Origin of the sequence: Massilia norwichensis, assembly GCF_024753245.1 — a bacterium.
In the GTDB taxonomy this organism is placed as follows: domain Bacteria; phylum Pseudomonadota; class Gammaproteobacteria; order Burkholderiales; family Burkholderiaceae_D; genus Telluria; species Telluria norwichensis.
The window spans coordinates 22,735-46,555 of record NZ_JANUGX010000027.1; the positions used below are offsets into that span (position 1 = coordinate 22,735).

Sequence of the window (23,821 nt, forward strand, 5' to 3'; positions counted from 1 at the left end):
GCAGTCATGTCCGAGAACACTCAAGCAGTTTTGGAATCCACTCCGCCTAAGTCGGAAGAGTACGGCGCCTCGTCGATTCAGATCCTCGAAGGTTTGGAAGCCGTGCGAAAGCGTCCGGGCATGTACATCGGCGACACGTCGGACGGCACCGGCCTGCACCACCTGGTGTTCGAGGTGCTGGACAACTCGATCGACGAAGCCCTGGCCGGCTACTGCTCCGAGATCCACGTCACGATCCACTCCGACAACTCGATCTCGATCACCGACAACGGCCGCGGCATCCCGACCGGCATCAAGATGGACGACAAGCACGAGCCGAAGCGCTCGGCCACCGAGATCGCCCTGACCGAACTGCACGCCGGCGGCAAATTCAACCAGAACGCCTATAAAGTGTCGGGCGGCCTGCACGGCGTGGGCGTGTCCTGCGTGAACGCACTGTCGAAACTGCTGCGCGTGACCGTGCGCCAGAACGGCAAGGTGCACCAGCTCGAATTCTCGCGCGGCGTCCCGATGGACCGCATCATCGAAGTGGTCGACGGCGTCGAAGTCTCGCCGATGAAGATCCTCGGCGACACCGACAAGCGCGGCACCGAAGTGCATTTCTGGGCCGACGAAGAAATCTTCACGCACGTCGAATTCCATTACGAGATCCTGAGCAAGCGTATCCGCGAACTCTCCTTCCTGAACAACGGCGTCAACATCAAGCTGAGCGACCAGCGCAGCGGCAAGGAAGAGATCTTCGCCTTCGAAGGCGGCACTCGCGGCTTCGTGGAGTACATCAACAAGGCCAAGGCCGTGCTGCACCCGACCGTGTTCCAGGCCACCGGCGACCGTCTGTCGGAAAACGGCACCAACATCTCGGTGGACGTCTCCATGCAATGGAACGATTCCTATAACGAGCAGGTGCTGTGCTTCACCAACAACATCCCGCAGCGCGACGGCGGCACCCACCTGACCGGCCTGCGTGCGGCGATGACGCGCGTGATCAACAAGTACATCGACGAGAACGAACTGGCGAAAAAGGCCAAGGTCGAAATCTCGGGCGACGACATGCGCGAGGGTCTCACCTGCGTGCTGTCCGTCAAAGTGCCGGAGCCGAAGTTCTCGTCGCAGACCAAAGACAAACTCGTGTCGTCGGAAGTGCGCGGCCCGGTCGAAGAGATCGTGGCAAAGACGCTGACCGACTTTCTGAACGAAAAGCCGAACGACGCCAAGATCATCTGCGGCAAGATCGTCGAAGCTGCGCGTGCGCGCGAAGCGGCGCGTAAAGCGCGCGACCTGACCCGCCGTAAAGGCGTGATGGACGGGCTGGGCTTATCGTCCAAATTGGCCGACTGCCAGGAACGCGACCCGGCGCTGGCCGAGCTGTACATCGTCGAGGGTGACTCGGCAGGCGGTTCGGCAAAACAGGGCCGCGACCGCAAGTTCCAGGCCATCCTGCCGCTGCGCGGCAAGGTGCTGAACGTGGAAAAGGCGCGCTTCGAGAAAATGCTGTCGTCGGAGCAGATCACGACCCTGATCGCGACCCTCGGCACCTCGATCGGCCCGGACGAGTTCAACGTCGACAAGCTGCGCTACCACCGCATCATCATCATGACCGACGCGGACGTCGACGGCGCCCACATCCGCACCCTGCTGCTGACGCTGTTCTACCGCCAGATGCCGCAGCTGGTCGAGCGTGGCCACATCTACATCGCCCAGCCGCCGCTGTACAAGGTCAAGGCCGGCCGCGACGAGCGCTACCTGAAGGACGACGTCGAGGAAGCCAGCTACATGATGCGCGTGGCCCTGAACGGCGCCGCCCTGCTGCCGAAGGATGGCGCCGAGCCGATCGTCGACGGCGACCTGGGCGACCTGGTCGAGAAGTACAACCGCGCCAACGCCATCATGATGCGCCTGACGCGCGTGATCGACCGCGCCGCGCTGTCCGCCATCATGACCGGCGTGACGCTGGACCTGACGAGCCAGGAAGCCGCCGAGAAATCGGCCCAAGCGCTGGCCGACGCCATCAACGAGCCGAGCGTGAAGGTCGGCGTGCGTTCCGACGAACTGTCGGAGAAGCACGCGCTGCGCATCGAGCGCATCCACCATGGCAACGTGCAGGTGACCTCGATCGACGCCGACTTCGTGGCCGGCGCCGATTACGCGACCCTGGCCAACTCGGCCGCCACCTTCCAGGGCCTGATGGGCGCTGGCGCCATCATCCGCCGCGGTGAAGGCGAGAAGATGAAGGAATGCGCAGTGCGCGACTTCCAGCAGGCCATGGAATGGCTGCGCGACGAAGCCGAGCGTGGCGTGTCCAAGCAGCGTTATAAAGGTCTGGGCGAGATGAATCCGGAGCAGCTGTGGGAAACCACGATGGATCCGACCGTGCGCCGCCTGCTGAAGGTGCAGATCGAGGATGCGATTGCTGCGGACCAGATCTTCACGACGCTGATGGGCGATGAGGTGGAACCGCGTCGTAACTTTATCGAGTCGAATGCGCTGCAGGCGGGGAATATCGACGTTTGATGCCTGCGTGATCGCTGTTTGTTAAAAGCCAGCCTTTCGAGGCTGGCTTTTTTATTTCCTGCGCTAGCCCTTCCTTTTGGGCGTCCCGCCTTTCGGCATGGGCGCTTCCGCCGCTTCGATTCTTGCCTCGAACTGGTTCAAGAGCTGCATGATCGTCGAATTGGCGGCGTACTTCAGCTTTAACTGGGCCAGTTCCTTGTCTGTGCCGCCGCATGATTTGCGTATCTCGCGGCTGAGTTCATGCATGCGGTCCAGCTCACCGCGCATGTGGTCGCAGCCCTCGCGGCGATCGACAAAACGCTGGACGTCGCGCGGCAGGTAATCCTGGGCCAGCACGGGAAACACGGGCATCATCAAAGCCAAGCAGATGAGTAATGCTTTCACTATGTATGCTCCGTTGATTGGGCGAAGCATTTATTAAAGTGCGAGATCATCGTGGCAATGTTGAATTTGGTCAGATAGCTCGTAAAACGCTGAACTGGCTAAACGCCGCGGCAGGCAAGGAAACCGCAAGCTTCCAGATAATGCTCATCGGTCGAGCCCCATGACTTTCCTGATAGGTAACGGGCCCACAAGCGAGATAAGGGCTATCCTGGTTGACCCGAACGAACAACTGGAACTGCCAACCGTTCGGTTGTTCGCCTACGCTTCGAATATATTGCTGCCCAATAACCGTCGTTGGCGCTGCACTGTTTTGCGACTGCCAATGGAAGAGTGCATGACTTAGGGCGTAATCGTGGTAGGCAATGGTCTCGTGGAATCCGCTTCGCTTATCAAGCGTAACGAACATGAGTTCGATCTTGCGATCCTTGAGCCTCAGCACACCGGTATTGAAGAAGGGGCGGCGCTCTGCGCTCAAAAAGCCTACTGCGGTCAGGATTTCATTCAGACGATAGTGGCCATGCAGACAGAGCGTCGACCATTCCAGCCCTGGCACCAATAACGGCTGCGGCAAGGAATTTGCTTCAAGCGCAAGCGCAAGTTCGCTGAGCTCGGCAACACTATTGGGATTGCCCTGCAAGCGTTCTGCAAAAGACTTACCGCTTCCCACACGTGATGCCGTGCCATCAATCTGATAAGCCAGCATTTGCAGCCGCAGCGCTTCGCTCGTGCCAAGATCAAGCTCGCTCAACGGCATCGTTCCAATTTTCACCATCATGGCAAGCTGCGCAGGGTCGTTGGTGTGCAGCAATGCTGCGAACCGGCGACCGAAATATTCTTCTTCCGGGCCTGAATCGCTGACGGCCAACCCTGCGTCTCGACGCAGTGCCGTCCAACCACTATTTCCAGTAGTGCGATAAATGTCACCGATGTCCAGCGCTTGATCATGAAGAAAACCAGCCAGAGTAAGGTTCTGTGCTCCCTTCAGGCTGGTATATGCCTGTAGTTCAGCCGTCATGCGGCGCCAGTTCTGTTGAATCAGCCTGCGCAAATTGCCCAGGATCTGCTCGCGGCTGCGGGGTTGAAGCTGAATATAACAAGCCGCTGGTAGCTGGCTGAAACCGTTTTCGACGCCATCGATGAGTTGCCTTCGGTTCAATCCTGTGATTTGTCCCAATAGATGATCGAAACGAAAATCTGCTGAATGTTGTCCGACGAAATCGAGGACTAGGCAGCTTTCCTTGCCAGCTGACAGACGCAAGCCACGGCCAATTTGTTGTTGGAACAACACAGGGCTTTGCGTAGGACGCAATAACAGCAGAGTGTCCACAACAGGAATATCCACACCTTCGTTGAACAGATCGACCGTCACGAGAACGCAAATATCCCCTTTGGCCAGCGCCGACGGCGCAGATTCCCTTTCAGCCTGAGTGGATTGTCCAGTCAAGCACAAGGCTGGCAAACCTGCCTTATTGAATTGCGCAGTCATGAACTGCGCGTGGGCGACACTAACGCAAAAAGCAATCGCTTTGCTATGCCTCGGCGACGCGCACAGGCGGCGCCATTCGTTGATGATCAGTAGAGCGCGAGCGTGATTGCCTGTTAGAACCTTGTCCAAATACGCGCCCTCTCCTGCCTGTCGCCATGGGACATCACGCAGATTCGTATGGTCATCGCACGCAAAATATTCAAATGGCGCGAGCAATTGCAGGTCGAGCGCCTGCCACAACCTGAGCTCAACCGCCGGACTGCCATCTGGACGAGCATCAAAGTAGGGAGAAATCGGTCGGCCATCGCTACGCTCGGGCGTCGCTGTAAGCCCTAGCATGATGGACGGTTTAATCCGCTTGGCAACGGTATCAAAGCTCAGGGCCGCGATGCGGTGACACTCGTCGAACACGACTGTATGCCAGTAGCTCTCGCCAAAGCGCGTCAGTAAATCATTGCTGTGCAGGCTTTCAATTGTCGTGAACAGATGATCCGGATTCTCGAGACGGCTATTACCGCTCAGTATTTGACCAAACCCGGCGTCACGCAGGACTTCACGATAGGTTCGCAATGCCTGCTTCAAAATCTCGATACGGTGGGCTATGAACAAAAGCCGTGGCCGGCCGCCGAGCTGTGTGCAGAGCTGCCGATAGTCGAATGCTGCCACGACCGTTTTACCTGTACCGGTCGCAGCAACGACAAGATTGCGTACCCGATTGTGCTCTCGCTCGGCCCGCAATTGCTCCAGCATCTCAAGTTGGTAGTTCTTAGGCGCGATATCGAAAAAGCTAATAACGTTTTCGGCCTGAGAGACATATCCACCGCCTTTTTCCTTCGCAATTGCTTGCCGCAAAGCGGCACGATGTTCTGATTGCTCAGGATCGTAAGGTGTAAATTCACTGTCATGCCAGAGGGTTTCGAAATGTGCCTGGGCTTGTTGGAACATAGTGCCTTGGCCACGTTCCGCGAATTTCACAGTCCATTCCAACCCGCCCGCCAGAGCCGCGTGCGTTAGGTTGGCACTGCCAACGTAAGCAGTACCGAACCCGCTATCGCGCTCAAAGATCCACGCTTTGGCGTGAAGGCGCGTACGGCGCCCGTCCAGCGAAATACGCACTTCGCAATTCGGTAATCGCGCCAACTCTTCCACTGCCTGGGCTTCGGTCGCACCAATATAGGTGGTTGTGAGAATGCGTAATCTGACGCGTGCCTGACCGGTTCCATCCAGTGCAGTAATGCTCTGCAAGATATCGCGGATCTTGCGTACACCAGAGACAGTAATAAAGCTCATCAGGATGTTAATCCGATCGCTACTGGCAAGTTCGTGACGCAGTTCGCTCAATAGTGCTGGCGACGTCTTCGCAGCGGTGAATAACCATGGAGCCGTAATGCCAGTGTCAGGGGCGCTAGGGGCAGCACGTTGCCGATGCACCGCGGTCAAGCTCTTTGCTGGCGCAGCGATCAGCCGAATGTCTGCACCATGATCCTGGCCTGGATATTGACTTGCCAAACGCTGCCGCAGATCGACAAGAACAGCATTCACGAATGCAAGCTGGACCTGAAGCCGGGACGCTTTATTGTCCTGCTCTGCATCACCGCTGGCGTGAGGAGCGATATCTTGTAAAACCCTGGCAAGCTGCTCGGCAAGTGCCTCGGCCAACTGGCGTGGCCCGCTTCCAGTGTCGAGATCCTTGAGTGTGTAGTGATCGCTATGAAGAGCCCGACTTAATTCTGTTATTACATCGTCAGTCAGGAGCTTGTCATACAGGCCATCTGGCAGCGCTTGCGTCATCGAATATCGGACCAGCAAAAAGATCAGTATAGCCTGAGAATAATCCTTTCTATCGCGATAACAAGCGCTGTCGTAAGACCGCATAATGAAACTGGAACAGTTACGCGCCATTTGCCGTCCGTGGCGCAGCTGCCAGGGACTTGTACAACCGCCGCACAAATTAGCCGCAGATAGCACAGGACAAAAAACCCACGCTTTCTTTGTTTTCTATCAACAGCTACTTACTGCTGTGCTAGTCTATTCTCATGTTTTCGACAGCCAGCACCGGGCGTTTTCACGGCCCTCTTTTCCAGAGCGACCAAGGGCGCATGCGTACAGCCCTACTGGTTGCCGTCGTACTCCACGCCCTCTTGCTTAGTGTGACTTTCGGCGGCCAGACCTTTGGCCTGCCCGGTTTCAAGCTGCCATGGAAAGAAAGACGACTTGGCGCCGACGAGCTGCGGGTCATGCTCGCGCCCTTGCCGGCGCCGCCGGCCAAGGAAGCGAATCCCGTACTCGCTCTGGAAAACCTTGCGACGATGGGCAGCACGGTGTCATCGACGTCGATTTCGCCGATCGCCACCCCATTGCCCATGCCGAAACCGGCAGCGTCCTCGGCGCCTGCATCCGCCGTCGAGCCGGTGATGAGCGTGAGCAAACAAGCGATCGCAGCGCTGCCGATTGCCCCTGTAGCGCAACTTGCCCCGCCCCATCTCAGTGACACGCCAAGCCCCAGCACAAGCCGCGAGCTCGCCCAGCCGACGCTTGAGCAAGCGACCCAGGACCGCGTGGCACTCGATCAGGCAGGCGTCGAACGGGAAAAGCAGCTCGCAGAAAACCTGAAGCGAACCGAGTTAATGGCCGCCGCGCAACGTGAAGCGGCACGCCAGGAACAACTGCGCGCCGAAGCTGCACGAGCCGAGCAAGCCGCGAAGGAGGAGGCTGCCCGACGCGAGGCTGTCCGACAGGAACAGGAGAAAGCGGAGGCCCTGCGGCAGGAAGCTGCGCGCAACGAGGCCATCCAGCGGGAACAGGCAAAGCAGGTGCAACTGGAACTGCAGCGCCAGGAACGCGTTCGCCAGGAAGCCGTGCGGCAAGAACAAGCGAAGCAGGCGCAGCTCGAAGCGCAACGCCAGGAAGCCTTGCGTCAGGAACAGGCCAGGCAGGCCGAAAAGGCACGCCAGGCTGCAGAAAAGCAGGAACAGGAACGCGCCGATGCCGCACGCCGGGAAGCGGCCAAGCAGGAGCAGGCGAAGAGCGACCCAGCCGTGCTGGAAAAGGCCAGGTATGAAGCCGAACGCGAAGAACGTCTCAAAGCCATCGGCAGGCAACTGGATCTGGAAGCGGCCCAGCGCAATGCAGCGTCCCGCACGCCCCTGCCCTCGGCGAGCGCCTTGCGCCGCGGCTGGCTGTTCGGCCGTGCCGATTCAAATGGGGATCTGGTGCTTTACGCGGAGGCGATGAGCCGGAAGATTGAAAAGAACATGACCATCGAGATGGTCCGCGATGTCATCAAGCAGGCGCACAATCGACCGACGGTGACGGTCGCCGTACGGGCCGATGGGACCGTCGAAAAAGTCAGCTTCGTCACCTCGAGCGGCGTTCCCGCTATCGACGAAGCGATCCGAAAAATCATCGCCAGCCAGGCACCGTTTGGCGCTTTTCCACCGTCTTTGGCGCGCCAGTACGACGTGATCGAAATCCGCCGTACCTGGGTATTCGACATCGCGGTTCGGCTGGAGTAAGAATCCGCTCAGCTTATCGATAGGCCCGCATCTTGGCGGCTGCCCGGCTTTGCATGCCGCCCTGGATTCCCAGAGAGGCGCGAGGCCTGGCAGGCCGCGTAAAACTTGCCAGCTTTCGGCCCAGCGGTGTTTCAACCCAGCGATAAAACACGGCACCTGCAGCCAGGCTGGCGAACCATGCCACCAGCATCCCGAGCGCCTGCGCATGCGGCTGGTCCGACACGAAGCGGGTAAATGCGGCATTCACGACCAGGCACACCGGGAAGTGCACGAGGAAGACCGAAAACGACATCGCCGCCATGCGATTCACCAGCGCCCATCCCTGGCTGCGAACATCGGCAAGCTTGATACGCCCAAACAGGAACAGCACACAGGCCACCGCCAGCGCCACCGCAATCCGGCTGCGGAAATCCAGCGCCAGCGCAATCGAAGTCGGCACCACGATCATCGCCAGCAGCACCCCGACCTCGCCCGGCCGGCGCGCCGGATCGCTGGCCCACCAGGCCAGCATGCCAAGGCCATAGCTGCCGATGAAATATGGCGCCCAGACGTCCCAGTCGGCATCGCGATTGAAATAGAACAGGGAGATGCTCACGCACAGGGCGATTGCTGCCGGCACCAGCCAAGGCTGGCGTCGCGTTCCCGCGAAACGGCCCGCGCTCCACAGCAGCAGGGTCACCAGCGCATACAACTGGAAATCGATCGCGACATACCAGGCGCCCGCCGACAGCGCCTCATAACCGAGCACGTCATGCAGCAGGAGCACATGGGCGCTCAGCTGCGACAGGGTCGGCGGTGCGGAAATCGAATCATGGGTCATCCACTGACTGGCCAATGCGGAGGCAGCGATCGCCAGCAGCATCGCCATGATGAAAGGCGGCGCCAGCTTGATGTAGCGGCGCCAGATCGCCCCGAACGGACTGGCGATGCCGGGATGGGCTTGCGGAGAGAGGGATTTCGCGGCAAGGAAGCCGCCGACCACCAGGAATACCTGCACGGCGATGCGGCCGTATTCGTCGAGCCAGTCGATCAACGCCGGCATCAGCGGCCGCGCCTGGTCCGCCATCGGACCGTAGAACGCCAAATGATGCAGGACGATCAGCTGCGCAGCGCCCGCCTTGAGCAGATTAATCAGGCCAAATTGTGTGGGTCCCGTCCTTACCGTCATCAGCAATATCCTCAACAATGCGTTGCCCGACTCTCATCGAGCAACGCATGCCGTCGATATTGCCGAACCGGCGCATGATAACTGAGCAATTCCCCTTATGGCCGCTCGTTACATTCAGTAACTTCCGTCAATACACGTTCATTGCCTGCGATTTTCGGCGTTTTCAGCACTTCTTTCATAAGCATGTGCCGTAGGCGTAATAGCCGGCAGAGGTACGCCGCACGTCCGTGTAAGCCGTGGTCAGGTAATAGCCGACAAACGCTCTTCTCAGCAGATGCCACCAGCAATACTCCTACCCGTCTTGAGATCGAACCCGAAGTAGCAGGTATATCCATCTCCGGGATCGAAAGTACACCAGACATTTCCCTTGCTGCGGCTACGGGCACCCTTTTCGCCACTGCACGTCTGCTTATTGTCCGGTGGCATGGCATTGAAAACGTCTTTTGCCGGTTGCCCTTCAATGATGAAAGAGAGCTTGCGATCATCGCGAGTAGGTGACTGCTGATCGCCCAGTTCGCCAGAATAAATCGTGTATTCACCTTTGAATGGTCGGTATGGCGCCGGCCAATGCGCTTGCTCAGCGGCATATGCCAAAGACAACACTACCGTGGTGCCAAAGATCACCGCAATCTTCTTCATGATGTGCCTGCCCGTATCGCGACGTGAAAATGATTGTCGTGGTTCACCATCGGCAAAACACCAGGAATGCTCAGGTCGTTAAAGTACACCGTCATGACTGCCGGATGAGCTCGAAAAAGACCGATGAGCCGGGCCGTTGCCTCCTTATCGTAACCTGCCTGGAAATAGTTGACCGGAACATGAGCACCATCTTTTCGCAGGGGACGGATGTCTACCTGAAGGCCATTTTTATGAGAGCCGTGGGGTTTGAACCTGCCTCCACCAGACAGGCTGATGTTTCCAATGCTAAATTTTCGGTAGTCGATGGTTTGCCACTGTCGCTCGATAGAAAAGAGGGTCGTCAGCATGTCAGGATGCGCATATTGGCCGCCACCCTGATCTGGCGTGCCGTAGACGTAATAACCAGCATCCTCCGGCGCTTGCGGCAACATGAAATAGCCGCGTGAATCTTTTGGTTGAACTTCTAACATGGCCGGCCTCTCGTTCAGGCGATGCGGTTAGTGGCCAGATCCCAGCCACCGGTTGTATTGCCGCCGGCGCCACCGCCGATTTTCTGTTGGGTGTACCTCCATTTGACCTTCGAAAACTTGAGCGAGACGGAATCTTGAAGAACGCTGCCGTCATGAACCGCTTGATGAATGCCACCGATTAATACGTTTTCCAGTTCAACTTCGTAATACTTGACTGGCTTACCATCGCTGTCGGCGCGCATCAGCTCAAGCTTGGCTTTCGGGATCGTCTTCCCCGACGAGCAAAGTTGCATCAAAAGTGGTGAGGACAGGTCAGCAAGCTTGGTGATTGAGATACTGCGGTGCTCGCAGCGTTCCGCAGTATGACCTCCTGCGGTCGAGGCGGTGGCTGACTTAGGCTGCAAAACACCCCACTCTGCCGATGTGAGCTCAATCCAGCCTTGATGAGCAGAATCCTGTGATTCGCCTTTGATGCCGTCTATTTGCAGATACGCGTCGATTGCCATGAGCTTGTCTCCAGAACAGGGAAAAGCTGAAGTATTTCCTCGAAGCCCTCTAGCAAGCTCTGCGGTTCATCAACGCTAGGTCCGTTTCAGCGAAAACCCCATCCCCCGCTTACTCAAAAACTGCACCAACAACGCCGCCCCCGCCGCCACCAGGAACGCCACCCCAATCGACTGCCCGCGCAACAACAAGGACAACACCACGCAGAAAGTCGCAAACGCGTAATATCCGCGCGCCATCCCAAGCAGGATATTCACCGCATACGCCCGTCCCGAGGCGTAATGCGAAAAGCCGACCAGAATCGTGCCCATCACCGGGAACATCGCAAAGAAGCCGCTTAGGCGCGGGCCGATGCCGGCCGCGGCATACGTCACCGTAAAGCTCAGCAGTGCGCCGGCCAGCATGCGCAGTGGCAGGTCGTTGGCCTGGCGCGCATTACGCGTGCCGGCGTCCGGCAGGCGCGGGAACAGCCGCGGCGCCAGTGCCAGCACGGCGAGCACGAGGGCGAAGCCCGGCAGCAGCGGCAGCTCGATCAGCTGCAGGCCCGCCACCGCCAGCGCATACGCCCCCAAGGAAGCGCACAGGGAGCCGACCACGCCAAAGCGTCCCGACGCCCAGGCATAGGCCAGGCAGAACACCAACACCGCGATCACGGCGATGAGCGTGTGCGCAGCAGCCGTCGCCACGAACGCAGAACCCTGCTCGAGCGCCATCGTCAGCAGGATCGGGCCGGCGACGATGGGCAGCGCCGAAAACCAGCCCGCCGCGTTCGGCCCCCAGCGCCGGCCGATCAGGGTCACGAGATAAATCAGGGAGGGGACAAGGCACAGCTTCAGCAGGAGGACGGTGGTCAAGGCGGGACTCGGGCGCATTCATGTATAGTTGCTAATTATCCCACGCCGCGCGCCATGAGCTACCGACTCGCCATCTTCGATTTCGACGGCACCCTGGCCGATTCCTTCCCCTTCTTCCTCAGCGTCTTCAACACGATCGCCGACCGCCATGGTTTCAGGCGCATCGACATCGCGAACGCCGCCCACCTGCGCCACTACGGCACGCGGCAGATGATGGACTACGTCGGCATGCCGGCCTGGAAGCTGCCGGCGGTGTCGAAGACCTTCATGGCGATGATGAAGGAGAACGCGGCCTCGATCGCGCTGTTCGAGGGCATCGCCGATGCGCTGCGCTTTCTGCACGCGCAAGGCGTGCGGATCGCGGTGGTGTCCTCGAATTCGGAGCACAACGTACGCACGGTGCTGGGGCCGGAACTGGCGGCGCTGGTGCTGCAGTTCGACTGCGGCATGTCGGTGTTCGGCAAGGCCAGCCGCATCCGCGCCGTGCTGAAGCGCTGCGGCCTGGCGCCGCGCGAGGCGATCTACATCGGCGACCAGGGTACCGACGCGGACGCATCGCGCAAGGCGGGCGTGGACTTCGGCGCGGTGCACTGGGGCTTTGCCACCATCGAGGCGCTGCGCCGGCATGCCTGCGCCCACGAATTTCTCACCCCTGCAGAGCTGCGCCGGATCGCTGGCTGACCCGCCGATTTCCGCATGCGTGGGCACAGGGTGCCCGCCCTACCGTCCCTCGCGGTGCCGCCTTGAAAGAAATTACTTCGCATGCTAAACTTTCGCACTCAAATAGTACATACGCAAACTAACCCATGCGCCTCTCGGACCAGACCCTGAGCAGCCTTACCGCCGCCCTCACCCATGCCTCGCGCGCCTACCGCGCCGCCGCCGACAAGGTCGCGGGCGATTACGGCCTGTCGCAGGCGACCGGGCTGCCGGTGCTGGTCATCAGCCGCTTCGGCGAGAATGGCGTGCGTCCTGGCGTGCTGGCCGAGGCGCTCAGCCTCGAAGCCTCGTCGCTGGTGCGCGTGGTCGACCACCTGATCGAATCCGGCCTGGTCGAGCGTTATGAAGACCCGAACGACCGCCGCGCCAAGATCCTGCGCCTGACCGATGAAGGCCACAAGACCGCCGAGCGCATGGACCAGGCGCTGCGTCCGTTCCGCCGCAAGCTGTTCGGCGCCTTCGACCCGGCCGACGTCGAGGCCTGCCTGCGCGTGCTGTCCGGCCTGCCGGACGTGATCGCCAACCTCGCCCTCGAGCAGGCCGCGGAGCGCAAGAGCGCATGAAGCTGGCCAGCAGGTCGGAGATCCTGTTCTCCCTGAAGTCTTTCGCGGCAGCGATGCTCGCGGTGTACATCTCGATGCGCATCGGACTGCCGCGCCCTTTCTGGGCGATGATGACTGCCTATATCGTCGCCGCGCCCTTCGCCGGACCGACCCGGTCCAAGGGGCTGTACCGCGCCGGCGGCACGCTGCTGGGCGGGATCGCCACCATCGTGCTGGTGCCGAACCTGGCCAACTCGCCGGAGCTGCTGTCGCTGGCGCTGGCGCTGTGGATCGCCGGCTGCCTGTATTTTTCGCTGCTCGACCGTACCCCGCGCTCTTACATGCTGATGCTGGCCGGGTACACCGCCGGCCTGATCGCCTTCCCGGCGGTCGGCGAGCCGGGCACGATCTTCGACATCGCCCTCGCGCGCGTGGAAGAGATCACGCTCGGCATGACCTGCGCCACCGTGATCCACACCCTGGTGCTGCCGCAGGCCTTCGGCCCGGTGCTGCTGGCGCGCCTCGACCACGCGGTGCGCGATGCCCAGCACTGGATCCGCGATGCGCTCAACCCGGCCGGCGACAAGCGCAGCGCGGGCGACCGCCGCAAGCTGGCCGGCGACATCACCGAACTGCGCGTGATGAGCACCCACCTGCCCTTCGACACCTCGCACGTACGCTGGACCGGCAAGGCCGTGAACGCGCTGCAGGAGCGCCTGGCGCAGTTCGTGCCCATCGTCTCCGGCATCGAAGACCGCCTGACCGCGCTGCGCGAGATGGGCGCCACCGACACCTCCGCGCGCTGGAGCGCGCTGCTGAACGACGTGACCGCACTGGTCGACACGCCCAAGGAAACCGCGCTGGACGCCCCCGCCGCGGCGCTGCACGCGCGCATCGATGCGCTGGCGCCGGTGGCGGACCGCGCACTCGGCTGGAGCGAGCTGATCGAAGTGAACCTGGCGGCACGTCTGCGCCGGCTGGTCGACCTGTGCGTCGAAACCCGCACCCTGCGCCAGCACATCGACGCCGGCGTCCACGGCCGGCTGCCGGAAGCGGTGCGCCATCTGCCCGGCGTGCCGGCCAGCGCGCTGCACCAGGACCGCGGCGTGGCCCTGCTGTCGGCTTTTGCGACGGTGGTGGCGACGCTCGCCTGCTGCGCGTTCTGGATCCTGACCGGCTGGCCCTCGGGCGCGGCGGCGCCGATGATGGCGGCGGTGCTGTGCTGCTTCTTCTCGACCCAGGACGACCCGCTGCCCTTCATCAAGGGCTTTACCTACTACTCGATTTATTCGATCCCGGTGTCGGCGCTGTACCTGCTCGGCATCCTGCCGGCCCTGCACAGCTTCGAGATGTTCGTGCTGGTGCTGTTCCCGCTGTTCCTGGTGCTGGGCGTGCTGGTCGCGCGGCCGTCGACCTTCGGACGCGCCATGCCCTTCCTGTTCGGCATATGTGGCACGCTGGCCCTGATCGATACCCACAACGTCGACATGGTGTCCTTCCTGAACGGCACCTTCGCCCAGGTGGTCGGCTACGTCGCGGCGGCTATCAGCACCAGCATGTTCCGCCGCCTCGGCGCCGGCTGGACCGCGCGCCGTCTGCTGAAGGCCGGCTGGCGCGAACTGGCGCGCCTGGGCAGCGGCGAACGCGTGACCTCGCTGCCGGAATTCTCGGCGCGCATGGTCGACCGCGTCGGCCTGCTGACGCCGCGTCTGGCGATGGCTGGCGGCGCCCAGGACCTGCAGGCAGCCGATGCGCTGCGCGACCTGCGCATTGGCCTGAACATGACACTACTGCAGGGTGTGCGCAAGCAGCTGGGCCGCGGCGAGGCCGCGCTGAACCCGCTGATGACGCAGCTGTCGCGACACTTCGCGCAGCGCCCGCGCCTCGACCTGGACGGCGAGACGCGCCTGCTCGGCACCCTCGACAACGCCCTGCGCGCGATTTGCGCGGGCACCCGCGACAGCGCGCAGAACGAAGCGCTGGCGGCACTCACCGGCATGCGCCGCGACCTGTTCCCGCAAGCCGCCCCTTATGAAAAGGAGATCCGATGATCGGCGAAGTCAGCATCTACGGCCTCTACGTTCCTCCGCTCCTGCTGCTCACGCTGGCGGCGCTGGTGGTATCGAGGCTCTTCAACCTGGTCCTGGCACGGACCGGTTTTTACCGCCTGGTGTGGCACCCGGCGCTGTTCGATTTTTCCCTGTTCGTCATCGTGCTGGGCGCGCTGACCTACTTCACACGCAACTGGTCCTGATATGGCTATGAAAAATTCGCTTCCCGCTTCTTTGTCGACGATCGGCCGGATGGGTGTCACCTTGGCGTTCGCCGCCGGCGCGGTGTACGCGGGCTGGCAGCTGTGGCGCCACTACGAGGTCGAGCCCTGGACCCGCGACGGCCGCGTGAAGGCCTATGTGGTGCAGGTGGCGCCGGACGTCACCGGCCAGGTCACCAAGGTCTATGTGCACGACAACCAGCACGTGGCCGCCGGCGCGCCGCTGTTCGAGATCGACCGGGCTCGTTTCGAACTTGCCCTTCGCCAAAGCGAAGCGCAAGTCATCGCTGCCAAGGCCGCGCTGGACCAGGCGCAGCGCGAGAGCAAGCGTAACGCCCAGCTCGACGACCTGGTCTCGCAGGAGACCCGCGAGCAGGGCCAGACGCGCACCGACCAGGCACGCGCCGCGCTGGCCCAGGCCGAAGTCAACCGCGACACGGCCAAGCTGAACCTCGAGCGCACCCACGTGGTGTCGGCGGTGGACGGCATCGTCACCAACCTCGACCTGCGCGAGGGCGCCTACGCGACCGCCGCGCGTCCGGTGATGGCGGTGGTGGACAGCGGCTCGTTCTACGTCGAAGGCTATTTCGAAGAGACCAAGCTGCCCGGCATCCAGGTCGGCGACAAGGTCGAAGTCACGCTGATGGGCACGCGCCAGCCGCTGGCCGGCCACGTCGAAAGCTTCGCCGAGGGCATCGCCGACCGCGACCGCTCCACCTCTCCCAACATGCTGCCGAACGTGAACCCGACCTTCAACTGGGTCCGCCTGGCGCAGCGCATCCCGGTGCGCATCGCCCTCGATTCGCTGCCGCGCAGCGTGCGCCTGGTGGCGGGACAGACCGCCACCGTGAAGGTGCTGCCGGTGACCGCCCAGCCCGCGCCCGCCGCACCTGCTGCTGCGCCGACCACGGCACCTGCTGCCGCACCCGCTGCGCCTGCAGCCAAGGCCGTCGCCGCCGCCCCTAACACGAACCAACGATCATGAAGCTTGCGTATCAAACCCTGACGCTGACGGTGCTGGCAGCCGCGCTGGCCGCCTGCACCACCGTCGGCCCCGACTACCACGTGCCGAAAGAAGCCGTGGTCAAGCGCGACGCCGCCAACGCCCCCTTCATGGGCGCAAGCGAGCAGCCCTATAAGGCCGAGCCGCTGCCGGCCGACTGGTGGCGCCTGTACCAGGACCCGGTGCTCGACAAACTCATCGCGAAGGCCTTCGACGCCAACGCCGACCTGCGCGTGGCCGCCGCCAACCTGGAACGCGCGCACGCGGTGCTGGAAGAAGTCGAAGAGAAGAAGCGCCCCGAGGTCGAGATGAGCGCCGCGCCGATGTACGGCCGCATCGCCGGCGCCTCGATCGGCCTGCCCGAGCAGCTGCCGCGCACCGGCATCTACGACGGCGACATCAAGGTGGCCTACCAGCTCGACATGTTCGGCCGCATCCGCCGCGCCATCGAAGCGGCCGAAGCCGACCGCGAAGCCGCGCAGGCCGCCAGCGACCTGGCCCACGTGATGGTCGCCGCCGACACCACTCGCGCCTATGCGGAAGCCTGCTCGGCCGGCTACCAGCTGAAGGTGGCGCAGCAGTCGGTGGACCTGCAGCAGCAGTTCGTCAAGCTGACCGCCGAGCGCGTGCAGCGCGGCCGCGGCATCGCCATCGACAACAGCCGCGCCCAGGCCCAGTTCGACCAGCTGCGCGCCAACCTGCCGCCGCTGATCGCGCGCCAGCGCACCGCGCTGTACAAGCTGGCGGTGCTGACCGGCGAGGTGCCGAGCGCCTTCCCGGCCGAGGTGGCCAAGTGCACGACGCCGCCGCGCGTGGCAAGCAGCATCCCGGTCGGCGACGGTGCCGCCCTGCTGCGCCGCCGCCCCGACGTGCGCCAGGCCGAGCGCCTGCTGGCCGGCGCCACCGCCCGCATCGGCGTCGCCACCGCCGAGCTGTACCCGAACATCACGCTGGGCGCTTCCTTCGGCGGCGTCGGTTTCATGGACCAGTTTGGCGAAGCGAACACCTGGAAGTTCGCGCTCGGCCCGCTGATCTCGTGGAACCTGCCGGCGACCAGCTCGGCGCGCGTGCACATCGCCCAGGCCAAGGCCGGGACCGAAGGCGCGCTGGCGCGTTTCGATGCGGTGGTGCTGAATGCGCTGCGCGAAACGGAATCGGCGCTGACCGTGTATGCGCGTGAACTCGACCGCAACGCGATGCTGCGCGCGGCGCGCGACCAGAGCGCGCTGGCGGCCCGCCAGACCGGCAAGCTGTACCAGTTCGGCCGCACCGACTTCCTGGCGGCGCTGGACGCCGACCGTACGCTGGCGAGCGCCGAGAGCCTGCTGGCGGCGTCGGACGCGCAACTGGCGGCGGACCAGGTGCAGCTGTTCCTGGCGCTGGGCGGTGGGTGGGAGAATGCCCGTGCCAAGCATGAGGAAAGCAAGGGTGAGCATGGTGCGGTTGCGCACCAGGCGGCGGCTACGCACCACTGACGCATAAACGTCGTTCCCGCGCAGGCGGGAACCCAAGTTGGTCGCGAACTAGCGACGCCTACTCTAGCTCATCGTGCAAACTTGGGTCCCCGCCTTCGCGGGGACGACGGATGAAGGTGCGGGGACGACGGATGAAGGTGCGGGGACGACGGGTGAAGGGCGCCGGGATGACTGCTACAGCAGCTTATCGAGCGTAATCGGCAAATCCCGCACCCGCTTACCAGTCGCGTGATACACGGCATTCGCAATCGCCGCCCCCACACCGGTAATGCCGATCTCGCCGATGCCCTTCGCTCCCAGCGGATTCACATGCGGATCGTCCTCGTCGACGATCTGCACGTCGATGCCCTGGATATCGGCATTCACCGGCACGTGGTATTCGGCCAGGTTGCCGTTCACCGCGCGGCCGTTGCGCTTGTCGATCACCGTTTCCTCGAACAGCGCCAGGCCGATGCCCCAGACGATGCCGCCCATCAGCTGGCTGTAGCCGGTCTTCTCGTTCATCAGCTTGCCGACCCCATAGACGCCGACCACGCGCGGCACGCGGATCTCGCCCAGGTCTTCGTCGACGGTCACCTCCACGAACACCGCGCCGAAGGCGTGCATCGAGTACTTCTTCTTTTCATCGCCCGGTTCGGCCTTGGCCGTCACCTCGACCGGCGCGCCGTGGCGGGCGACGATCGCCGCCATCGATTCGCGGCGCGCGGGCTCGTCCAGCCGATACAGCTCGCCGTGCTCGAAACCGATCTGGTCGGCGGTCACACCGAACAGCGGCGACGCCTGGTCGGCCAGCGCGATGCCGGCAAGTTTCAGGCGCAGTGCGTGGCCGGCCGCCTGCACCGCCGGGCCGACGCTGGCCACCGTGGTCGAGCCGCCTGACACCGGCGACTCCGGCATCTGCGAATTCCCGAGTTCGAAGCGCACCTGCTCGACCGGCAGGCAGATCGAATCCGCCGCGATCTGCGTCATCACGGTATAGGTGCCGGTGCCGAGGTCCTGGGTGGCGGAGCGGAACAGCGCGCTGCCGTCGGGGTGCAGCGTGGCCGAGCATTCGCCGGCCGAGCGGTTGGTCGGGTAGGTGGCGGTGGCCATGCCCCAGCCGACCAGCTTGTTCCCCTGCTTCATGGAACGCGGCTGCGGCTTGCGGTCCTTCCAGCCGAAGCGCTCGGCGCCGATCTCGTAGCACTGGCGCAGCGATTTGCTCGACCACGGCAGGTCCTTGCCCGGATCCTTCTCGGTGTAGTTCTTCAGGCGCAGCGCCAGCGGGTCCATGTTCAGCTGCACCGCCAGCTCGTCGATCGCCGATTCGAGCGCGAAGGAACCGGTCGCTTCGCCGGGCGCGCGCATGAAGGTCGGCGTGCCGAGGTTCATCTTCGCCAACCGGTGCGTGGTCTGCTGGTTCGGGCTCTCGTACATCATGCGCGAGACGATGCCGCAGGGTTCGATCCAGTCCTCGATCATCGAGGTGTAGGCGATGGTGTCGTGGCTGGACGCCAGGATGCGGCCATCGTCGAGCGCGCCGAAGCGGTAGCGCTGCTCGGTGTTCGGACGCTGGCCGACCGGACCGAACATCTGGTTGCGGTCCAGCGACAGCTTGACCGGACGGCCCAGCATCTTCGCCGCCATCGCCGTCAGCGGGCCGTGCGACCAGATCGAGCCCTTCGAGCCGAAGCCGCCGCCGGTGTAGGGGCAGATCGCGGTCACGTTCTCGGGTGGGATGCCGAAGATGCTGGCGACGATGCGCTGCACGCCCTTCATGTACTGGGTCGATTCGTGGATGGTCAGCTTGTCGCCGTCCCATTCTGCGATCGTGCTGTGCGTCTCGAGCGGATTGTGATTCTCGATCGGCGTGGTGTAGGTGGCGTCGATGCGCACGGTGGACGCCAGCAGGCCATCGGCCAGGTCGCCGCGCCTGGTGTCCGTGTCTTCGGTCAGCACCTTCTCGGGCGGATGCAGGTCCTGCTTGGCCTGCTCGAAGTCGAGCACCGCGTCCTTGCGCTCGTACTCGATGCGCAGCCGGGCCGCGGCTTCGCGCGCGTGCTCGTAGGTGTCCGCGACCACCACCGCGATCGGCTGGTTGTTGTAGTAGATGTCGTCTTCCTGCAGCAGCGTGAGCCGGCGGCCGATCGGCGGCTGGATCTTGCCGTCCCTGGTGTCCTTCGGCAGGCGCATGGCGTTCTGCGGGGTCATCACCAGCAGCAGGCCAGGCACCTCCTTCGCCGCGCTGTCGTCGATGCGCAGCACGCGGCCGCTCGGGATGGTGCTGGTCACGAGTACCGCCTGCGCCAGGTTCTCGATGTGGTGCTCGGCCGTGTAGTGGGCCGCGCCGCTGACCTTGGCCCAGGCGTCGGTACGGTTGATGGGTGCGCCGATGCCGTTCATACCTGGCCTCCGGATTTGCGAATTACCGTCTGCAGCGCCCGCACGACCGCGCGCTGCGCCAGTTCGACCTTGAAGGCATTGCCCGGGTAAGGCTGGGCGCCGTTCACCGCCGCCGCGCCCGCGCGCGCCAGCAGATCCGCGCTCAGGGTCTGGCCGCGCAACACGCTTTCAGCCTCCGGCGCGCGCCACGGCTTGTGGGCCACGCCGCCCAGGGCGATGCGCACGTCGCGCACATTGCCGCCATCGATATCGAGCGCCACCGCCACCGACACCAGCGCGAACGCATAGCTGGCGCGGTCGCGCACTTTCAGATAATGCGATTGCCGTGCGAAGGGCATGGCCGGCAGCTCGACCGCGGTGATCAGCTCACCGGGCTGGATCACGGTGTCGCGTTCCGGATGGTCTTCCGGCAGCCGGTGGAAATCGATGAGCGGCACTTTGCGCTCGCCGCCGGGGCCCTGCAGATGCACGACCGCGTCGAACGCGGCCAAGGCCACCGCCATGTCCGACGGGTGCGTCGCGATGCAGTGCGGGCTGGCACCGAGGATGGCGTGGATGCGCTGGTGGCCCTCCAAGGCATCGCAGCCCGAGCCCGGTTCGCGCTTGTTACAGTGGGTGAAAGCGGGATCGGTGAAGTAATAGCAGCGCGTGCGCTGCAGCAGGTTGCCGCCGACGGTGGCCATGTTGCGCAGCTGGGTGGTGGCGCCGTTCAACAGGGCTTCGGACAGCGCGCGGTAGCGCTGGCGCACCAGCGGATCGGTACCGACCGCCGTGTTGGTCGCCATCGCGCCGATGCGCAGGCCGCCGTCCGGCAGTTCCTCGATGCCGGCCAGCGACAGGCGGCTGACGTCGACCAGGCGCACCGGCTTTTCGATGCCGCTCTTGTACAGGTCCAGCAGATTGGTGCCGCCGCCGATGAATTTCGCGCCGGGCTCGCCGCCCAGGGCGATCGCATGGTTCACGTCGCGCGCGCGTTCGTAGGAGATCGATTGCATGCAGGGTTCCTTGTTCTTGTCGTTCAGGCCTGGCGCAGCACGACGCTGTGGATCGCCTTGACGATGTTCGGATAGGCGCCGCAGCGGCACAGGTTGCCGCTCATGCGCTCGCGGATTTCATCCTCGCTCAAGGATGCCGGCTCCAGCTGCTCGCCCTCGGTGACGGCACTGGCCTGGCGCTGCTTGATCTCGTCGAGCAGCGCGACCGCCGAACACACCTGGCCCGGGGTGCAGTAACCGCACTGGAAGCCGTCGCAATCCATGAAGGCCTGCTGCATCGGGTGCGGCTGGTCCTGCTGGCCGAGGCCCTCCACGGTCGTGATCTCGCGGCCGTCGTGCATCACGGCCAGGGTCAGGCAGGAATTGATGCGCTGGCCGTCCACCAGCACGGTGCAGGCGCCGCACTGGCCGCGGTCGCAGCCCTTCTTGGTGCCGGTCAGGTGCAGGGTTTCGCGCAAGGCATCGAGCAGGGTGACGCGCGGCTCGATATCGAGTTGGTGCTCGGTGCCGTTGATGCGCAGCGTCAGCGGCTGCGGCGGCACATAGGGTGAAGAGACGGCATGGGCGCCCTGCTCCATGAGCCTCTGTTCGTCTTGTGGCATGGTTTCGCTCGCTTTCCATCGTTGCTGTTTTCCGTCGACGAATGATGGCCGAAATCGCAAAACCACGGAGCGCGCAAGGAGTTTATTCCGCTAAGAAATCAATCACTTAGGAAATTTTTGAAGTGGCAAATGCCAGGCGCCGTTGCGGCGTCGCTTTGAAGAGTCTTATACTCTGGAAATGACCATGCGCTCTCCTTTGCTCCTGTTTCCGCTGCTGCTGGCCGGCTGCGTCAACGAAACCGCCAGCTATGCGATCAACGGCAGCGATCACGCCCTGACCGTGATCGTTACGCAGGACTATTTCTGGAGCAAACAGGCCGGGCTGCGCCTGATCGCCTCCCGGCTGCCGGATTGCCAGCGCCAGTTCGATCTCGGCACGACCCCGATGGCGGACCTGAACATCGAGCTGTTCTCGACCGGCGACGACAGTTTCCTGCTGCGCTCCGGCGACGAGATGTGGCAGGTCGACACCCAGACCTGCACCAAATTGCCATCGCCTTCCGAAAACGTGCAGGCCCAGCCGATCGGCGTGTTCCACCTCGACGGTTCGAAGAAGCTGGTGTTCGAACGGGCGGAAGGCGCGGTCGCTACGCAATAATCAGGGGCGTAGCCAGCCACGTGCAATCGGCACTGCCAGCACGCGGCGATACAGCGCGCCCAGCGAGACCGTCAGCAGCGCGCACAGGCTGTCCAGCAGACGCGCACGGAACAGCAGGCTCACGCCCAGCGCCACGACCAGCGCGCCCAGCATGTCCATGGGCCAATGCACCCCAAGGAAGACGCGCGACCAGGCGACGACGAAGGCCAGCGGCAGCAGCGAGCGGCCGAAGTGCTTTGCCGCCGGCACGCTGGAGGTGGCCAAGACCAGCGCCACCGTGAACATGATGGTGCCGTGGTCGCTCGGGAAGGAACTGTCGGGCGCATGATGCATGAAGCTGTGACCGACGCCGGCGACGAAGGGACGCGCGTGGTACCACAGCAGGCCGATCACGGCATTGATGGCCAGCGCCACGCCGGTCGCCGCCAGCGCCTTCACGGCCGCCTCGCGCTCGGCGCCGGCACCGCGCATCCACAGGCCGAGCAGGCCGACCGGCACCAGCAGGATCAGCCATTCGGCACAGAACAGGGCCAGTTCCAGGCGCCAGCCATGCAGGCCGGCGTCGGAATTGATCATGGCAAACCACAGCAGATTGATGTTTTCGAGCATGATAAAGTGGCAAGCTTATGACAAAGCTCGACTTTATCAGCTCAGCCGTGGGAACTTACACGCGCACGCGCAAGCTAAGGCAGGCTTAAGGTTTAACCCATCTCACTGTCCAAGTGCGCCATTTGCGCTGCGTTATAGCGCTCGCCCGCAGCCGCGTTCGGCGGCACGATGGCATCCAGGCGCGCCAGGTCTTCTGGTTTCAACTGGACGTCGGCGGCGCCGAGCGCTTCCTGCAGGCGGTCGCGGCGGCGGGCGCCGACCAGCGGCACGATATCTCCCCCCTGCGCCGCCACCCAGGCGATCGCCAGCTGGGCCACGCTCACGCCTTTTTCCTGCGCCAATGCACGCAGGCGTTCGACCAGCGCCAGATTGGCATCCAGGTTCTCGCCCTGGAAGCGCGGGCTGGCCAGGCTGCGGAAATCCTTGTCGCTTTGCCGGTCCTTCGACCAGTGGCCGCTGATCAGGCCGCGCGACAGCACGCCATAGGCCGTGATGCCGATGCCGAGCTCGCGTGCCGCCGGCAAGATCGCCTTTTCGATGCCGCGCGAAATCATCGAGTACTCGATCTGCAAATCGCTGATCGGGTGCACGCTGCTGGCACGGCGCAGGGTATCGGCGCCGACCTCGGACAGGCCGATGTGCCGCACATAGCCGGCCTTGACCAGGTCGGCAATGGCGCCCACCGTGTCTTCGATGGGCACCGCCGGGTCCAGGCGCGCGGGGCGGTAGATGTCGATGTAGTCGGTGCCCAGGCGCTTGAGGCTGTAGGCGACGAAATTGCGCACCGCCTGCGGCCGGCAATCGTAGCCGCTCCAGGAGCCGTCCGGGCCGCGCAGGGCGCCGAACTTGACGCTGATCTGCACGCTCTCGCGCGGACGGCTGCCGAGCGCTTCCCGGATCAGCATTTCGTTGTGGCCCATGCCGTAGAAGTCGCCGCTGTCGAGCAGGGTGATGCCGGCATCCAGAGCCGCGTGGATGGTGGCGATGGACTCGAGACGGTCGGCCGGCCCGTACAGGTCCGACATGCCCATGCAGCCCAGTCCGATGCGCGAGGTGCGCGGGCCGGTGCGGCCCAATTGCGGTCTTTCCATG

21 protein-coding genes are annotated in these 23,821 nt (G+C 63.4%); 9 read left to right on the forward strand and 12 right to left on the reverse strand.

What is annotated here, in order from left to right; translation table 11 throughout:
* Positions 1 to 6 precede the first annotated feature (6 nt).
* Entirely contained in the window at positions 7 to 2,511 is a 2,505-nt protein-coding gene (gene gyrB / locus NX782_RS19915) for a DNA topoisomerase (ATP-hydrolyzing) subunit B (RefSeq protein WP_258847229.1), read from the forward strand.
* Positions 2,512 to 2,574: 63 nt separating this feature from the next.
* Here gyrB and NX782_RS19920 read toward each other — a convergent pair whose 3' ends face one another.
* Together NX782_RS19920 and NX782_RS19925 are read right to left on the reverse strand one after the other, a co-directional pair.
* Complete coding sequence (locus NX782_RS19920; protein ID WP_258847230.1) at positions 2,575 to 2,895, reverse strand: BAR domain-containing protein; 321 nt, start codon at positions 2,893 to 2,895, stop codon at positions 2,575 to 2,577.
* 70 nt (positions 2,896 to 2,965) lie between these two features.
* Entirely contained in the window at positions 2,966 to 6,172 is a 3,207-nt protein-coding gene (locus tag NX782_RS19925) for a DUF3427 domain-containing protein (protein ID WP_258847231.1), read from the reverse strand.
* A gap of 308 nt (positions 6,173 to 6,480) precedes the next feature.
* On the opposite strand from NX782_RS19925, the gene NX782_RS19930 reads away from it, so the two are divergent.
* Positions 6,481 to 7,896 (forward strand): TonB C-terminal domain-containing protein, encoded by a 1,416-nt coding sequence (locus tag NX782_RS19930; RefSeq protein ID WP_258847232.1) that lies wholly within the window; start codon positions 6,481 to 6,483, stop codon positions 7,894 to 7,896.
* Positions 7,897 to 7,909: 13 nt separating this feature from the next.
* Here the strand turns inward: NX782_RS19930 and NX782_RS19935 are convergent, their stop codons facing one another.
* The 5 genes from NX782_RS19935 to NX782_RS19955 form a co-directional block, all read right to left on the reverse strand.
* Positions 7,910 to 9,064 carry an acyltransferase family protein gene (locus NX782_RS19935; RefSeq protein ID WP_258847292.1) on the reverse strand — a complete coding sequence of 385 codons (1,155 nt, stop codon included), beginning with the start codon at positions 9,062 to 9,064 and terminating at the stop codon, positions 7,910 to 7,912.
* Between the two features lie 267 nt (positions 9,065 to 9,331).
* Entirely contained in the window at positions 9,332 to 9,703 is a 372-nt protein-coding gene (locus NX782_RS19940; RefSeq protein WP_258847233.1) for a hypothetical protein, read from the reverse strand.
* On the reverse strand, positions 9,700 to 10,173 hold the full coding sequence (locus tag NX782_RS19945; protein ID WP_258847234.1) for a penicillin-insensitive murein endopeptidase: 474 nt from the start codon (positions 10,171 to 10,173) through the stop codon (positions 9,700 to 9,702). Before NX782_RS19945 ends, NX782_RS19940 begins: the two co-directional genes overlap by 4 nt.
* 14 nt (positions 10,174 to 10,187) lie before the next feature.
* Positions 10,188 to 10,679, reverse strand: coding sequence for an Hcp family type VI secretion system effector (locus NX782_RS19950; protein ID WP_258847235.1), 492 nt, complete (start codon positions 10,677 to 10,679; stop codon positions 10,188 to 10,190).
* A gap of 75 nt (positions 10,680 to 10,754) precedes the next feature.
* The gene (locus NX782_RS19955; RefSeq protein WP_258847236.1) at positions 10,755 to 11,531 is read right to left on the reverse strand and encodes a hypothetical protein; all 777 of its coding nucleotides are present in this window, start codon (positions 11,529 to 11,531) and stop codon (positions 10,755 to 10,757) included.
* Positions 11,532 to 11,585: 54 nt separating this feature from the next.
* Here NX782_RS19955 and NX782_RS19960 point away from each other — a divergent pair, with 54 nt between their 5' ends.
* The 6 genes from NX782_RS19960 to NX782_RS19985 all read left to right on the forward strand — a co-directional run bounded on the left by NX782_RS19960 (position 11,586) and on the right by NX782_RS19985 (position 17,543).
* Positions 11,586 to 12,212 carry an HAD hydrolase-like protein gene (locus tag NX782_RS19960; RefSeq protein WP_258847237.1) on the forward strand — a complete coding sequence of 209 codons (627 nt, stop codon included), beginning with the start codon at positions 11,586 to 11,588 and terminating at the stop codon, positions 12,210 to 12,212.
* A gap of 125 nt (positions 12,213 to 12,337) precedes the next feature.
* A complete protein-coding gene (locus NX782_RS19965; protein WP_258847238.1) occupies positions 12,338 to 12,814 on the forward strand; it encodes a MarR family winged helix-turn-helix transcriptional regulator in 477 nt (158 codons plus the stop codon).
* On the forward strand, positions 12,811 to 14,844 hold the full coding sequence (locus NX782_RS19970) for an FUSC family protein (RefSeq protein WP_258847239.1): 2,034 nt from the start codon (positions 12,811 to 12,813) through the stop codon (positions 14,842 to 14,844). The genes NX782_RS19965 and NX782_RS19970 overlap by 4 nt, the downstream gene beginning before the upstream one ends.
* A complete protein-coding gene (locus NX782_RS19975; RefSeq protein WP_258847240.1) occupies positions 14,841 to 15,047 on the forward strand; it encodes a DUF1656 domain-containing protein in 207 nt (68 codons plus the stop codon). Before NX782_RS19970 ends, NX782_RS19975 begins: the two co-directional genes overlap by 4 nt.
* 7 nt (positions 15,048 to 15,054) lie before the next feature.
* The gene (locus NX782_RS19980) at positions 15,055 to 16,050 is read left to right on the forward strand and encodes an efflux RND transporter periplasmic adaptor subunit (protein WP_370661814.1); all 996 of its coding nucleotides are present in this window, start codon (positions 15,055 to 15,057) and stop codon (positions 16,048 to 16,050) included.
* Positions 16,047 to 17,543, forward strand: a complete 1,497-nt coding sequence (locus NX782_RS19985) for an efflux transporter outer membrane subunit (RefSeq protein WP_258847242.1) — start codon at positions 16,047 to 16,049, stop codon at positions 17,541 to 17,543. Before NX782_RS19980 ends, NX782_RS19985 begins: the two co-directional genes overlap by 4 nt.
* A 174-nt stretch (positions 17,544 to 17,717) precedes the next feature.
* Here NX782_RS19985 and NX782_RS19990 read toward each other — a convergent pair whose 3' ends face one another.
* The 3 genes from NX782_RS19990 to NX782_RS20000 are packed head-to-tail and all read right to left on the reverse strand — an operon-like array spanning position 17,718 to position 21,522.
* Entirely contained in the window at positions 17,718 to 19,925 is a 2,208-nt protein-coding gene (locus tag NX782_RS19990; protein ID WP_258847243.1) for a xanthine dehydrogenase family protein molybdopterin-binding subunit, read from the reverse strand.
* Positions 19,922 to 20,920, reverse strand: coding sequence for an FAD binding domain-containing protein (locus NX782_RS19995; protein WP_258847244.1), 999 nt, complete (start codon positions 20,918 to 20,920; stop codon positions 19,922 to 19,924). Before NX782_RS19995 ends, NX782_RS19990 begins: the two co-directional genes overlap by 4 nt.
* A 23-nt stretch (positions 20,921 to 20,943) precedes the next feature.
* Entirely contained in the window at positions 20,944 to 21,522 is a 579-nt protein-coding gene (locus NX782_RS20000; protein ID WP_370661815.1) for a (2Fe-2S)-binding protein, read from the reverse strand.
* Positions 21,523 to 21,706: 184 nt separating this feature from the next.
* Between NX782_RS20000 and NX782_RS20005 the strand changes: the two genes are divergently transcribed.
* On the forward strand, positions 21,707 to 22,120 hold the full coding sequence (locus NX782_RS20005; protein ID WP_258847245.1) for a hypothetical protein: 414 nt from the start codon (positions 21,707 to 21,709) through the stop codon (positions 22,118 to 22,120).
* Here the strand turns inward: NX782_RS20005 and NX782_RS20010 are convergent, their stop codons facing one another.
* Together NX782_RS20010 and NX782_RS20015 are read right to left on the reverse strand one after the other, a co-directional pair.
* The gene (locus tag NX782_RS20010) at positions 22,121 to 22,729 is read right to left on the reverse strand and encodes a phosphatase PAP2 family protein (RefSeq protein WP_258847246.1); all 609 of its coding nucleotides are present in this window, start codon (positions 22,727 to 22,729) and stop codon (positions 22,121 to 22,123) included.
* Positions 22,730 to 22,821: 92 nt separating this feature from the next.
* Positions 22,822 to 23,820: an aldo/keto reductase gene (locus NX782_RS20015; RefSeq protein ID WP_258847247.1), complete on the reverse strand. Its 999-nt coding sequence runs from the start codon at positions 23,818 to 23,820 to the stop codon at positions 22,822 to 22,824.
* Position 23,821: the final 1 nt, after the last annotated feature.